Annotated in this window: 14 protein-coding genes; 6 read left to right on the top strand and 8 right to left on the bottom strand. The window is 62.5% G+C overall.

The window, feature by feature from the left end; all coding sequences use genetic code 11:
- Positions 1-38: 38 nt before the first annotated feature.
- Positions 39-494: an HTH-type transcriptional regulator Lrp gene (lrp, locus tag ACGYLY_RS17625; protein WP_231185600.1), complete on the bottom strand. Its 456-nt coding sequence runs from the start codon at positions 492-494 to the stop codon at positions 39-41.
- A 124-nt stretch (positions 495-618) separates the two neighbouring features.
- Between lrp and glnA the strand changes: the two genes are divergently transcribed.
- Entirely contained in the window at positions 619-1,989 is a 1,371-nt protein-coding gene (gene glnA / locus ACGYLY_RS17630) for a type I glutamate--ammonia ligase (RefSeq protein WP_395283425.1), read from the top strand.
- Here the strand turns inward: glnA and ACGYLY_RS17635 are convergent.
- From ACGYLY_RS17635 to ACGYLY_RS17645, 3 genes are read right to left on the bottom strand one after another with little or no spacing between them, the layout of a single operon-like run.
- Entirely contained in the window at positions 1,986-2,831 is an 846-nt protein-coding gene (locus ACGYLY_RS17635; RefSeq protein WP_395283426.1) for a phosphatase PAP2 family protein, read from the bottom strand. The two genes, glnA and ACGYLY_RS17635, sit on opposite strands and share 4 nt — an antisense overlap.
- A gap of 2 nt (positions 2,832-2,833) precedes the next feature.
- Positions 2,834-4,060: a YihY/virulence factor BrkB family protein gene (locus ACGYLY_RS17640; RefSeq protein ID WP_395283427.1), complete on the bottom strand. Its 1,227-nt coding sequence runs from the start codon at positions 4,058-4,060 to the stop codon at positions 2,834-2,836.
- 36 nt (positions 4,061-4,096) lie between these two features.
- A complete protein-coding gene (locus tag ACGYLY_RS17645; RefSeq protein WP_395283428.1) occupies positions 4,097-5,203 on the bottom strand; it encodes a tRNA (guanine(26)-N(2))-dimethyltransferase in 1,107 nt (368 codons plus the stop codon).
- A gap of 184 nt (positions 5,204-5,387) precedes the next feature.
- Here ACGYLY_RS17645 and ACGYLY_RS17650 point away from each other — a divergent pair, with 184 nt between their 5' ends.
- The gene (locus tag ACGYLY_RS17650; protein WP_395283430.1) at positions 5,388-5,732 is read left to right on the top strand and encodes a hypothetical protein; all 345 of its coding nucleotides are present in this window, start codon (positions 5,388-5,390) and stop codon (positions 5,730-5,732) included.
- A 13-nt stretch (positions 5,733-5,745) separates the two neighbouring features.
- Here the strand turns inward: ACGYLY_RS17650 and hisH are convergent, their stop codons facing one another.
- Entirely contained in the window at positions 5,746-6,405 is a 660-nt protein-coding gene (hisH, locus tag ACGYLY_RS17655) for an imidazole glycerol phosphate synthase subunit HisH (RefSeq protein WP_395283431.1), read from the bottom strand.
- Positions 6,406-6,726: 321 nt separating this feature from the next.
- On the opposite strand from hisH, the gene ACGYLY_RS17660 reads away from it, so the two are divergent.
- The 4 genes from ACGYLY_RS17660 to ACGYLY_RS17675 all read left to right on the top strand — a co-directional run bounded on the left by ACGYLY_RS17660 (position 6,727) and on the right by ACGYLY_RS17675 (position 12,567).
- Positions 6,727-8,913: a PQQ-binding-like beta-propeller repeat protein gene (locus ACGYLY_RS17660; RefSeq protein ID WP_395283432.1), complete on the top strand. Its 2,187-nt coding sequence runs from the start codon at positions 6,727-6,729 to the stop codon at positions 8,911-8,913.
- A gap of 56 nt (positions 8,914-8,969) precedes the next feature.
- Entirely contained in the window at positions 8,970-10,244 is a 1,275-nt protein-coding gene (locus ACGYLY_RS17665; RefSeq protein ID WP_395283433.1) for an anion permease, read from the top strand.
- 71 nt (positions 10,245-10,315) lie between these two features.
- The gene (locus tag ACGYLY_RS17670) at positions 10,316-10,759 is read left to right on the top strand and encodes a universal stress protein (protein WP_395283434.1); all 444 of its coding nucleotides are present in this window, start codon (positions 10,316-10,318) and stop codon (positions 10,757-10,759) included.
- Positions 10,760-11,031: 272 nt separating this feature from the next.
- On the top strand, positions 11,032-12,567 hold the full coding sequence (locus ACGYLY_RS17675) for a hypothetical protein (protein ID WP_395283435.1): 1,536 nt from the start codon (positions 11,032-11,034) through the stop codon (positions 12,565-12,567).
- A gap of 119 nt (positions 12,568-12,686) precedes the next feature.
- Here the strand turns inward: ACGYLY_RS17675 and ACGYLY_RS17680 are convergent, their stop codons facing one another.
- From ACGYLY_RS17680 to ACGYLY_RS17690, 3 genes are all read right to left on the bottom strand, one after another.
- Complete coding sequence (locus ACGYLY_RS17680; protein WP_395283436.1) at positions 12,687-13,274, bottom strand: uracil-DNA glycosylase family protein; 588 nt, start codon at positions 13,272-13,274, stop codon at positions 12,687-12,689.
- A 101-nt stretch (positions 13,275-13,375) separates the two neighbouring features.
- Positions 13,376-13,936, bottom strand: coding sequence for a DUF99 family protein (locus tag ACGYLY_RS17685; protein WP_395283437.1), 561 nt, complete (start codon positions 13,934-13,936; stop codon positions 13,376-13,378).
- A 1-nt stretch (position 13,937) separates the two neighbouring features.
- Complete coding sequence (locus tag ACGYLY_RS17690; protein WP_231185587.1) at positions 13,938-14,117, bottom strand: DUF5786 family protein; 180 nt, start codon at positions 14,115-14,117, stop codon at positions 13,938-13,940.
- Between the last annotated feature and the right edge of the window lie 29 nt (positions 14,118-14,146).

A 14,146-nucleotide genomic window follows, 5' to 3' on the forward strand; every position in this document is an offset into this window, starting at 1 on the left:
GGGGAGACTCACCCGGGGTTCTAAGTAGTATTGGTCGATTACTTCTCGTCGAGTTTGAACTGCTCGTGTTCGCTCGCGGCGTTGAGGACCACGCTCGTGTTACTCTCCTTGATGTCCGGGTCGATGAGCAGTTTCTTTATCTGGTCGTTCATCCCGTCCGTGTCGGTGAACTTGCCGATGGCGATGATGTCGTAATCGCCGGTGACTTCGTAGACGCTTATCATTTGGTCGTGGTCCTGCAGTCGCTCGGTCACTTCCGGGAGGGCGTTCCCTTCGACTTTCAACTGGACGACTGCAGTCACGTCGTAGCCCAACTCGTCGTAATCAACGCGCGGGGAGTACCCTTGGATGACTCCCTGCTCTTCCAAATGTGCGAGATGGTTGGAGATGGTCGTTACCGACACGTCCAGTTTCTCCGCGAGACTTCGGAGGCTCGCTCGCCCGTCGCCGAGTAGTTCGTTTACGAGTTTCGCATCCAGATTTTCGTACGTCATTACACCTACCAACTCACTCCACCCATTAGAATTTTACGAATATCCAATTCTAGGCCAAAATCGCACAGTTGGCCAACCGATACTGTTTTAATGGTGGATGTATTTTCGTAGGGTGTCTATAAAGATGACAGACGGAAATATTGCCACCAATGAGGATACGGGGCTATCCGCGGAGGAACAGGAAGTTCTTGATGCCATCGAGACCGAAAACGTCGATTTCGTCCGTCTCCAGTTCACCGACATCACTGGAACGGTGAAGAACGTCAGCATCCCGGCCCATCAGGTCGAAAAAGCGTTCGATGAGGGAATCTGGTTCGACGGCTCGTCCATCGAAGGGTTCGTGCGCATTCAGGAAAGCGACATGCGTCTCGAACCGGACCCATCGACGTTCGCGGTTCTCCCGTGGCGCTCCAACGGCGACTCGGCGAGCGCACGTCTCATCTGTGACGTCGTGAACACCGACGGTACGCCGTTCGACGGCGGCCCGCGCCAAGTGCTGAAACGCGTCCTCGACAGGGCCGACGAGATGGGCTACACCGTCAGCATCGGACCGGAACCCGAGTTCTTCCTCTTCGAAAAGGACGAGGACGGAAACGCGACGACCATCCCGCACGACTCCGGCGGATACTTCGACCTCGCGCCGAAGGACATGGCGAGCGACGTTCGCCGCGAAATCATCTTCACGCTAGAGGAGATGGGCTTCGAGATCGAAGCGAGCCACCACGAAGTCGCGGACGGTCAGCACGAGATCAACTTCAAATACGAGGACGCGCTCGCGGCGGCGGACAACATCGCCACCTTCCGCGCCGTCGTCCGCGCCGTCGCGGAACAGAACGACATCCACGCGACGTTCATGCCCAAGCCCATCAGCGAGATCAACGGCTCGGGCATGCACAGCCACATCAGCCTCTTCACCGAGGACGGCAACGCGTTCGACGACCCGGACGACGAGTTCAACCTCTCCGAGACGGCGTACAACTTCATGGGCGGCATTCTGAACCACGCGGAAGCGTTCACCGCCGTCACGAACCCGACGGTCAACTCCTACAAGCGCCTCGTCCCCGGCTACGAAGCGCCCGTCTACGTCGCGTGGAGCGACACCAACCGCTCGGCGCTCATCCGCGTTCCCGACGCCGCCGGTGCGAGTTCGCGCTTCGAGATCCGTAGCCCGGACCCGTCGTGCAACCCCTACCTCTCGCTCGCCGCCGTCATCTCGGCCGGGCTCGAAGGCATCGAAAACGACGCCGACCCCGGCAAACCCGTCCGCGAAGACATCTACGAGTTCACCGACGAGAAGCGCGAAGAGTACGGTATCACGACGCTTCCCGGTTCCCTCGACGAAGCGGTCGACGCGCTCGAGGCCGACGAAGTGATAACGGAAGGCCTCGGCGAGCACGTGACCGAGAAGTTCATCGAAGCCAAGCGCGCGGACTACGCGGACTATCGCGTCTTCGTCTCCGACTGGGAGAAGGAGAAGTACCTGGAGAAGTTCTAACCGTCGATTCCCCGGCGATCCACCATTTTGGGATACACGACGATTCCACCCTGAACGACGGCGTTGATGAGGAGAACGACGACGAGCGGTAGCGGTACCCGCAGTCCGATGGCCGACAGGATTCCGAAGACGAGCAGGCCGACCACGCTCGCCCAGCGTCCGACCGTCCCGTCCGGCGGGCCGACCAGTTCCCACGCCACGAACGCGCCGAGGGTGCCGCCGAGCGCGGTGACGGCATCGACCAGATCGGTTCGCGCCAGCGCGGCTTCGACCGGCGACATGAACACCGCGATACCGACCGCGGCGATGGCACAGAGAACCGCGAGGGCGAACGCCGCCCGTGGCCGCCGCTTCAGTCCCCAAATCACGACGGCGAGGTAGACGAGTCCGACGCCCACGCCGGCCACCACGTCGACCGCGAAATGGACGCCGAGCACGAGACGCGAGAGGCAGACCACCGCGACGATGACGCTCGCGGCGGCGAGTCGTGCTCGTCGAGACCCGCGGTCGAGCGACAGCGCGAGGAGGAACCAGAACACGGTCGAACCGAGCGCGTGACCGCTCGGGAACCCGTATCCCGTCGCCTCGGCGAACCGAATCGCGTCCGGTGGGCGCGCCAGCGCGAAGAACCCCTTCAGCGCGAGCGTCAACGAGAGTGCACCTAGCGTCGCGCCGAGGAGGAATCCGAACGTGTCGCGGTCGTCGGTGTACCAGTACAAGAGCGCACCGAGGACGAAGAGCAGCCACGCGTCGCCGAGTTGCGTGACGACGGAGAACACCTTCGGTATCCAGTGTGGCAGCGTCTTGTGAAGGAGTTCGACGACGCCCCAACCACGCGTCATGACTATGAGCGCCAGTCGGTGATTCGCCCGCTGACGCGTCCCGGAACGCTCGCGGCGCTCACGCCGAATCCGACGAGCATCATCAGGGTGTAGAGACCGAGCGTGGAGAGCCAGATGACTACCATCGCCCCGATTGCCCATCCGCCGTCGAGCCACCGGAACGCGCCGAGCGTCATCGCCGTCCCGTAGAGGAGGACGATGTACGGACCCCATCCACGTGCGTGGCCGCGACGCATCCGTCTACGGACGTATCCCTTCAGTTCCGACTCCAGTTCGGACTTCTGAACTGTGCGCTCATCGACATCGTGCTCGAACTCCTCGAACTCGGACTGTAGCCGTTCTACATCGTCGTGGAGTTCGAGGATGTCCGGTGCGGACTGCTCTGTATCGTCGGTCATGTCCTCTCCTTTGACTCCCTGCTGTCTTTCCCTGATGCCCGCCACGCCTTTAGTTTTCCTGAAATGCCGTCCCGCGAGAACCGCGTTGATGACCGCCCCGAACAGCAGGACGATGCCGCCGAGGTAGAGCCACGTCACCAACAACAGCGCCCCGCCGAGGACGCCGTAGGCGGAAAACTGCGCCGCCGAATCGACGTAGATGCTGAATACCGCTTGGAGGGCGGTCCACCCGAGCGTGGCGAACGCGGTTCCCGGGAGGACCTCTCGAATCGTAACATCGGTGTCGGGGAAGAAATAATATAGGGGTAAGAAGACGGGAATCAGTCCGAACAGGAGCGCGACGGACACGAGCGTCTTCTCGAACGGCAGCCACGACAGGCTCGGAAGGAGGACGTTGACCACCGCGACCCCGGCGACGCCGAGCGCGATGACCGTCAGCACCACGGCCGCGTCCGTCATCGTCTCGACGAACGGTTCGGCCTCGCCGACGCCGTAAACCCGTGAAAACGCCTCGTCAAGCCCTCGAAACACCCGCAACGTACTCCAGACGAGGACGAGCGATCCGACGATTGTCGCGCTCCTCCGGCCCGAAGCGCTGGAGAGCGAATCCTGCACGATGTCCTTCGCCTTTGGCGAGAGCAACGTCTGAAACGTGTCGACGACGTTGCTGGCGAACGCATCGCCGCCGACGAACGACGCGATGGCGAGCGCCAACAGCAGGGCCGGGAGAATGGAGACGAACGCGTAGTAGGCGATTCCCGCCGCGAGAAACGTGATTTCCTGTTCCCGCGCGTAGTCGATCGTTTCGCGTGCCGTCGTTCCGATAGTCACGGCAGATACTTCCACGAAATCGACCAAAAGCGTTGGCTACGGGCGCGTCGCCTCGCGAATCTCGGCGACGTCGGCGGGCGTCTTGAACGTCGTTCCGCCGTAATGGGTGCGCGAGGCCTCGTACCCCGCGTTCCGAAGGCGTTCCAAGAACTCGTCCATTCCGGAGGCCGAGCGCGTCCACTCCTTGCAGAGGCGGTGTTGGTCGTAGTGGGTCGGACGGTGGAGTTCGCCCGAGAGCTGGGTCAGGAGTTTCTTCGCTTTCTTCGCGGTTCCCATTCCTTCGGTGACGTTGTCCCGAACGCTATCCACGAACTCGGCGTCGTGCGTCGGGCCGAGCCAAACCGGCCCGGCGGTGAGGAGGCGGTTGCTCTCGCAGGCCGGGCAGGTTTCCGGCGCGTCGGCGATGAGTCCGTACTCGTGATCCCGATGGAGGCAGTCCTCGCAGTGATAGAGGTGGCCGAGTTCGTCGATGGCCCCGTTGGCCGTCGTCGCTCCCTCGTCGAGTTCGAGATAGGTCCGGACGTAGTGGCTGGTCGCGTGCGTCAAGAGCGGCGTGACGCCCTTGTCGTAGCGGGCGGCGGTACGCGCCAGCGCCGATAGGAGGATTCTGACGCCCATCTCCGCGTGATAATCGGTGTTCCGAGGGGTCGCGCCGTACTTCCGGACGCCGCTGTGAAAGTGCGCGCCACAGAGCGGCGCGGTGTCTGTCGCCGTCACGCAGACCAAATCGCGAGTGTTCGCGAAGGCGGCGTCGGCGAAGGGAATCGGCGTTCCGAACGGGTCGATGTCCACCACATCGAACACCTCCTCGTGCATGAGCGCGTTGGCGTTCCGGTGAACGACCGTTCCCGGCAGGTCGTTGCGCTCGAAGTTCTCCCGGCAGAGTTCGACTGCGTCCGGGTCGATGTCGGCACAGGTCACGTTCCACCCGTTCGCGGCGGCGCGGACTCCACGAATCCCCGAGGCAGCCATCGCGTCGAGATAGTACTCCGCTCGCGGTTCGCGGTCGCGGTACGTTCGCAGGACGGCCACCGTCAGGTCCCGGTTTAGCTCCTGCACCGGATTGAAAAACACGTCGTCGATGATGGCGTCCCCCTCCTGTTCGGGGACCTCCACCTCGATGCCTCCTTCGCGGACGTTCATGTGTGCCCGTCGGCGTTCCGTCCCGAAAAGGGATACGGGTTGTCGACGGGCGGTGGTCGGCGGTCAACCTCGAACTCGTCTCCTCGCTACCGGAACGGGTTTATTACGTCCGTCCGAACCGATGGCCCGTGCGTTCGGCTTCGAACCCCCCCGGTCGTTCGCGCTCCCTCGTGGAGTGGATACGATGAACCGGGTCGAAGAGTGGGAGGCCGAACTGGCGGACGTGCGGACGCTCACGCCGGACATCGTGGGTCGCATCCTGTCGGCACACGACGACCGGGGGAGACAGGCCATCGAAGCCGTCTCCGAACGTCGCGTCAAGGAGTACCGCGATTTCGTCGTCGTCGTCGGGTTCGAGGACGAGTACATCGTCGAGGAAGGGTGTACCTGCCGGGACAGCGAATACAATCTGGACCCCGACGACCCCACCGACCTGTGCTGGCACGTCCTCGCCGCAAAAATCGCCCGCCGAATCGACGCGATGGACCACCACGACATGTGGTACTCCGACGTGCGCGAGTTCCTGTGATTCGATCTCCGTTCTATCCGTCGAGACAGTAGTCCACGAAGTTTTCGAGGATGCGGAGTCCCGTCTCCCCGCTCTTTTCGGGGTGGAACTGCGTGCCGAAGACGGTTCCCGACTCGTTGGCGATGACGCTCGGGAAGTCCGTGCCGTAGTCAGTCGTGGCGACGACGGCATCATCGTCGTCGGGGACGGCGTAGTAGGAGTGGACGAAGTAGGCGTACTCGCCGTCCACGCCATCGACGAGCGGATGGTCGCGCTGGACGGACAGTTCGTTCCATCCCATCTGGGGCACCTTCTGCTCGCCGGTGAACCGGACGTTCGTCCCCGGAATCAGGTCGAGTCCGGTCACATCACCCTCTCCGGCGTGTTCGGCCTCCTCGCTCGTCGTCAACAGCATCTGCATGCCGAGGCAGATGCCGAACACCGGCGTTCCGCTCTCGGCGGCATCGACGAGCGCCTCCCGGTACGGTCCGGCGTTCTCGACGCCCTCGCGGAACGCGCCGACGCCGGGCAGAACGATGCCGTCCGCCGTCTCGAACGTCGCCGGGTCGTCGGACACCTCCACGTCCGCACCGGCGCGTTCGAGGCCCTTGACCGCGCTTCGAAGGTTTCCGAGGCCGTAATCGACCACGACGACGGACGCGGTCCGTTGCTTCGCGTGGGTGCTCCCTTCCATAGGTGTGGGTTGTGACTCCCGATACAAACGGTTTCGTGTTGCTCCAAAATATGACCGTACTCCAGTGGTTGTGATTGTCACACGCGGTTCTCGCCATCGCCGTCATCTTCTCCCACCTGGTGAGCGTCGAAACGGTCCGCAAAGAAACACGTTTGAACCCGCGAGGAAACGAAGTCCGTCGAGGACTCCTCACGTGCTTCGTGAACCCTCTCTGCGGCGTTCCCGAGCGAATGGACGAATCGGCCTGGAAGTGACTTCGACCCGCTCGGAGTTTCGTTCCACATCTCCAACTATAAATAACTCCACGCAGTGGCTACGAGTATGAATCCCTCGCCCTCCTCGCTCTCCAGACGTGGGTTCCTGACGACGACGGCAACGCTCGGCGCGACGGTCGGCATCGGCAACGCACAGCAGACGACACGACGAACGACGACGATGGGAACGTCGACGTCCTCGGGGGACGCGCCGAAACCGGCGTGGACGTTCCCCGAATCGATGGAGTCGTCCTCGGACGAGTCGCCCCGACTCGCCTATCCCATCGCCGTGGAGGACGGAGTCTTGGTCGCGATCATCGCCGAACAACGGAACGACGACGATCGTCCCCAGTACGCACTCTACGGTTTCGGCGTCGAAGACGGTCACGAGAAATGGTCCCGCGAATTTACTGTGATAACACTTCCCGTCGTCGAGGACGGAACGATGTTCATCTCTGCGAGGAGCGACGAGCACTCCGACGGCGAAGCGCGACAGCTCGTCGCCATCGATGTGGCAACTGGAAAAATACGGTGGCGCAAAGCCACGGGATCGTACATGTCACGGCTACGAGCGGGCGACGAACGCGTGTACGTGGTTTCGGACAAGGACGATTCGGTCCTCGCTCTCGACACGGAAACTGGGGACCGTGCCTGGTCGTACGGCATCGATGGGAACGGCGTTTCGAACCTCGTCCTCGCCGACGGGACCCTGTACGTCAGTCAACGTAGAATCCTGTACGCGCTTTCTGCGGCCGACGGGACGAAACGATGGGAGAAGTCGTGGGGGCAAACGAGCATCTACGTGGAGACGGTCACGGAGAAGAACGTCTTCTGTCGTGTCGAAGGCGACCTGTGGGCGCTCGACCCCGGCGACGGGAGCGAGCGTTGGTCCGTCACCGACGGAAACACGATGGTTACGGACGACGGACGCGTGTACGTGTGGCGGGAGGCCCTCCGTGCCGTCGACGCGGAAGACGGGGCGATAATCTGGCAGTACGACGACGTGACTCCCGTCAGTGTAGACCCGGTCGTCGCCGATGGTGCGGTGTTCGGCGCGAACCGACAGGGTTCGATTTACTCGATAGCGACCGACGGCACGGAGCGGTGGACGTTCGAGACGGACGTTCCCGACAACTACTACTCCATCATATTGGAGGTCCGCGACGGACTCGTCTACGCCATGCTCGGGAAAACCCTCTACGTACTTTCGGCCGAGGACGGGTCGTTGGAGTGGTCGTTCACCGGGCCGGGTCGGGCGGTCAACACGATAGTCACGCACGACGACGTCTTCTTCGGAACGCGCGGCGGCCTGTACGCGTTCGACCGCCACCATTCGCTCGTCTCCACGGTCGTCGACGGCACGAGCGATTTCTTCTCGTCGGTTCCGGGGATGGCGCTTTCGGTCGGCGTCCTCGGCACGGCGGCGTTCGCCGCCTATCGTCGGTTCAACGACGACGAGGAGGCGGCCACGGCGGACGCCGCGGAATCGGATACCGAACCGGAGTACGGTCGCCTCGACCGCATCGCTGCCGACGAGTTCACGGAGACGTATCGCGTCAGAAAGCGTAGCGACGAGGGTCCGAAAATCGTCGCGGAGCGGCGACTGACCGACCCGGACGTCGCCGAACCGTTCCGGTCTGCCACGGAACGCTGGGCCGAGATGAGCAACAGATCTGGCGTCGTCTCCGTCCTCGAAACCGACGGCGAGAGTTTCGAACTGCCGTACTACGGGGACGGGTCGCTCGCCGACCCCTCCCGGTCGGTCGAGGAGCGCCTCGACGCGCTTTCGGACGCGAACGCCGTAGTCCACGACGCCCACGGAGACGGCCTGATTCACGGCGGTCTGACCCCGGAATCGGTTCTCCTCGACGGCGACGACGTCGCCGTGGCCGATTGGGAACTCGCCGCCGCGCTCGCCGAGTACCGCGACCAGTCGCCGTACGCCGCGCCCGAACAAGTCGCGGACGGGGAGACGGACGAGCGAACCGATGTGTACCGTCTCGGCGCGATTGCGGCCTTCGTGCTCACAGGGAAGACGCCCGCCGATGGAGCGTTGGATATGCTGAAACCCGAGTACCGCGCCGCCGTCGTGGCCGGGGCCGACTCGGACGAGTACGAGTCGCTCCGTTCCGACGCCGTTTCCTCCGAACTGTACGACGTCGTCTCGACGGCGATGGCGGAGGACCCGGACGATCGATACGGGTCCGTCGTCGAGTTCGACGACATGCTCCGCTGGGCGGCGTTTCGCGCTTGAGTCGGCCGAGCAAGAACGAAATAGTTCGGCCCCGTTGTACGATTGGGGGAAACGGAGTGGTAACAGCATTACTCGTAGTCGGATTGATAGTCGCCGTCTTCGTAGGCTACAACATCGGTGGCTCCTCGACGGGCGTCGCGTTCGGTCCCGCGGTCGGCAGTCGAATCATCGGCAAAGTAGGCGCGGCGGCGCTGTTTACGGCGTTCGCCCTTTGGGGCGGTTGGACCGTTGGTCGGAACGTCATCGAGACGATGAGCAACGGCATCGTCCCGGCGAGTCAGTTCACGTTGGTGACGAGCATCGTCGTCCTCTTTTTCGCCGGGTTCGCCCTCCTCATCTCGAACCTCTTCGGCGTGCCCGCGTCCACGTCGATGACGGCGGTGGGTGCCATCGTCGGGTTGGGGTTGGCGTCGAACACGCTCGACGAGTCGCTGATGTTCACCATCGTCTCTGCGTGGATCGTCGCGCCGCTTTCGGCCTTCATCGCCGGATTGGTCATCGGTCGGTACCTCTATCCGCATCTGGACGCTCGATTCTCGTTCTCGCGAATCGAGGGGGGATTGCTCCGAGTTGACCGCTCGGGGTCGGTTCCACGACCGACGTTGGGTGGCAGCGTCGGCAAACGCGAAGCGGGCGGCGCGGCGTCGGTGCTCATCATCGCCTGTTACATGGGATTCAGTGCGGGAGCGTCGAACGCGGCCAACGCGGTCGCCCCGCTCATCGGCAACGGGTCCATCACCGCCAGTGAAGGAATCCTGCTCGCCATCGGGGCCATCGGCCTCGGCGGGTTTACCATCGCCCGACGGACGCTCGACACCATCAGCGACGGAATCACCGACCTGCCGATTTTGGCGGCGCTCATCGTCTCGCTCATCGGCGCGACCATCATCACGATCCTCTCGCGCCTCGGTATTCCGGCGAGTCTCGCGGTCAGCACCACGTCGTGTATCATCGGCCTCGGATGGGGCCGGGCCAGTCGCGCGGTGACCGTCGCGGAGGTCGCGGACACCGCGTTGCAGGGCGAACAGACGCCCGCCGCGGGACTCTCTTCGGGTGCGTTGATAGCGGAGACGAGCGAATCCGAGATGCCACCCGGACCGACCATCGGCGACGTTGCGGAGGGAGAGGTTCCCGACCCGAACACAGTGGGAGACGGGGGTGAACCCGGACAGGTGCCGCCGATCGGCGAGGAGAGCGTCGAGGAGTTGGCGGCCGAAAACCTGTTCGACCCTGCGGCGACGAGTCGAATCGTCCTCCTGTGGGTACTCTCGCCGACCCTCTCTGCGGTCGGGTCGTTTCTCATCTTCGAATTCGTCTTGCACGTCGGGTGAGTTCGTTTTACCCCGCTTCGTACCAAGCGCAGAGAAAACCGCTTTACTTGGTTTCCGCCGTCTTACGCGCCATGACCGAACAGGTTCTCGTTCCGGTGGACGGGTCGCCGAAATCGAGGGAGGCGTTCGAATACGCGGCCGCCATGCCGGACGTCGAACTCACCGTCATCACCGTGGTCAACCCCTTCGACATCGACCCGCTTTCGCCGGGCTATCAGTCGCCGCTCGGCAAGGCGGGGATGCCGGCCTACTCGCAGGAGTGGTATCAGGAGGAATGGGACAACGCACACGAACTGCACGAGGAGCTACGGGAAAGCGCCGGAGACGTTCCGGTCGAGAGCGTGGTCAAGATGGGACAACCCGCGCGGCAAATCCTCCGCTATGCCCGTGAACACGACATCGACCACATCGTCATCGGGATGCACGGACGCGACGACGTCTCGAAGATACTCCTCGGTTCAGTCGCCGACAGAGTGATGCGTCGCGCACCGATGATGGCGACGGTCGTTCGCTGATTTTTCTCGCGTCGACGATATTTTATTGCTCGGATGGCTCCAGTTGAATTCCTCGCTGCTTGCGGTTTCCTTCTCACTCCTCGCTGAAAATACAATCGTTGAGAAGGTGTTGTATATCGGACAATTTTTAGTCGTTTCTCACTTATAACTAGCTCCTACCGGATTAGTATTCTGCACAGGTGGCTCATAACGAAATGCGAGACGATACTTTACCAGCTTGCATCATGCGAGGAAACAAGCGGTCACTCGGCAAGCTTAATCGTAGAGGATATATGAAAGGAATGGCGGCAACCGGCATCGGAGCCGGTGTAGCCAGTCGATTTTCGGACGTGACGAACGCGGCGTCCGGCGACGTCGTGCAGGCGGACGGGGATGACGTCTATCTCATCTTCGGCGTCGATACCGAAGACGTCGACCTCGAATCGTGGTTGGCGGACCACAAGGACGACGTTCACTCGAATTCACAGGAGTCGTCGTCCGAGGTCATCCAGTACCAGGACGTCTCCCAGCTGAACGTCAATCAGCAGGAAAACGCCGTCGCCATCTCGATAGACGGCGGGCAGGCGGACGCCATCCAGCGCACGTACCAGAACAACCAGAACGTGCAGGCGGGCGAAGCGGTGTCAAAGAACGTGAACGGGGGCCACAAAGAGCAGACGTTCGAGGACGTCTCGAACACCTTCATCGTCTTCGCTCACGAGTCGGGTTCGAGCGAGTTCTCGGGCTGGGTCGTCAGCGACGAGGAGTATCAGAGCGAGCAGTCCGCGGAAGCCGACATCGACCAGGAACAGGAAGTCGATCAGGTCAACTACAGCAGCCAGAGCCGCGCCATCGCGGTCGCGGAAGGCGAAAGCTACGCTCGGTCCTATCAGCGCAGCTTCCAACTCAACGAGAACGTTCAGGACGCGGAAGCGCTCGCGGCGAACGTCGGCGACGGAGACGACCAGAGCGCCGACTCGTCCGTCTACCAGTCACAGGAAGTGGACCAGCTGAACTACAACAAACAGGGCATCTCGGTCGCGCTCGCCGTCGGTGAGGGGAGCGTCGCCAAAGCGTGGCAGATCAGCTGTCAGTTCAACCGGAACGAGCAGATCGCGAAGGCCACGGCGCTCAACTTCGACCTGACCTCGGTCGACGAGTACATGGCGACCGCCCAGATGACGGGCGACTACTCGGATTCGGACGTGAAACGGTGTTCGGACGGGTCGATGCAGGCGAACGAGCAGGGTGCCGAATCCGAAATCGACCAGTTCCAGGACGTCAGTCAGCGGAACTCCAGCGTGCAGAACGCCGCGTTGGCCATCGCACTGGACGACAGCGAATCGATGGCCACGCAGGCCAGCTATCAGGGCAACTTCAACGCCCAAATCGCCTCGGCGACCTCGGTCAACGTGAACGAGGGACACATGGTGGTCGAGGGCGTGATGAAGGGAACCGACGCGAAGGGCGACGGTTCGTGGGCTGTCGCGTACGACAACGGTCACGATCAAGTCAACACGCAGGAAGCCATCTCCGAAATCGAGCAGGTACAGTACATCGAACAGCTGAACGTGAACGAGCAGAACAGCGCCATCGCGTTCTCCGTCGACAACGGCGACGCGACGGCGGAACAGCTCAACTATCAGCGGAACGAAAACGTCCAGTACGCGGAATCGAACGCGGGCAACCAAAGCGACCAGGACGACGGGAAGTGCAAGGAAGACGGCAAGAAAAAGCACCACCACCGCAAGAAGGGAAAGTGCAAGAGGAAGCATCACCACGGCAAGGGAAAGCACCGCCACGGCAAGAAGAAAAAGTGCAAGGATTGAGCGGTTTCGAGGCTCGTAGGTGACGAAGAGAAAGGACCGCTGATTCTGTCGTTATTTTCTCGCGGTTCGTGTACGACTCCGTAGCCACGGCGTCGCCGAAATCCGCCCGCCCCGTCCGCTCAGAAATCGCCGAGGTTGGACTGACCGCCGTTCGCACCCGCCATCGTCGCCGCTTTGTCGAGCGTGCTCTCGAACGTCGATTCCTGACTCCTGTCGTAGAGCGTCGCCGCGGGGTGAAGACAGACGAGCACGTCGCGTTTCGTCCCGCCGATTTCGACCGTCTCTATCGACCCGGCTTCCTTCGTCACGGCCACGTCGCGGCCGAGCAGGTGTTGGCTCGGCACCTTCCCGAGCGTGACGATGACGTCCGGGTTTACGAGGTCGATTTCTCGCTCCAAATACTCCCGGCAGTTGCCGAGTTCTTCCTTCGTCGGGTCGCGGTTCTCCGGCGGACGACAGCGTACGCAGTTGGTGATTCGAACGTCCGCCCGCGACAGTCCCTTATCGCGGAGCCTGTCGTCCAATACGGACCCGCTCCTGCCGACGAACGGTTCGCCTCGGTCGTCCTCCTGCGCGCCGGGCGCTTCCCCGACGAACAGCACGTCCGCGTCTTCCGGCCCGACGCCGTTGACGATTTGACTCCGGCACTCGACCAGCGACGGACAGCGCGTACAGTCGGTCACGTCCAGTCCCTCCATCGTTCCCATACTCGCTCGGACGGACGGAATGCATTAAGTATCCTCGGCCTACGCCGCGACAGGCGACCGGTGAAGGTCGATAATGCGATGCCTTCCGGGACGGTATCGCATCAGTTCGTCGCGCCGCGCCACTCGTCCGCGGCGCGGGCGGCCAAGCGAGCGACACGGAGCGGTTCGGGTCGTCCACCTTCCGGGGTGAACGACCGGACGACATCGCGGGCGTCCCCCTCGCCCATGCCGACCTGCCGGACGAACACCGTCTCGCCGTCGACGGCGAGTTCGCGCCGCGTCGGTTGGTTTCGATAGATCTCCAGTCGTCGGTCCAGTTCGTCGCCGGAAAATTCGGCTTCGAGCGATTCGCGAAGGCCGTCGCTCTCCTCGAAAGTGACGGTGATGACCGGGCGGTCTACGGCTTCGTGGAGGCGGTGCATATCCAGTACGTTGTACCACGCGAGTGCGATACCGCCGACGAAAACGTAGCGGACGTCCTCGCGGTCCAGTCGTTCTACGAGGTCGATAATCCCGTCGGTGACGTCCGTTCCGCCGACCGTACAGTTCCCAAAAACAAATCCGTCGGTCACCCGAGTTGCGCGGGTGACGACGCCAGCGAGCGTGCTGGTGTCGCGGCGATACGATTCCGCGACACCGAGCGCTCGAACACCGGACTTCACGCTACTCTTCGTCTTTTATCTCGTCGAGTCGGTCCAACAGTTCGTCGTTCGATGCCCCAATCTCGAAATCGACGCTTCCCTTGTGTTCGTGTTCCGACGTCGCAACGCCACTGTCGTCGTCCAGATCCGCGCTATACTCCTGGTTCTCTTGTTCTGATTCGTCGTAGCTCCCGAAGCCCATACGATATATGGTATGCACTTCGGACACTA

This window comes from Haladaptatus sp. CMAA 1909, assembly GCF_043952005.1.
Taxonomy (GTDB): Archaea; Halobacteriota; Halobacteria; order Halobacteriales; family Haladaptataceae; genus Haladaptatus.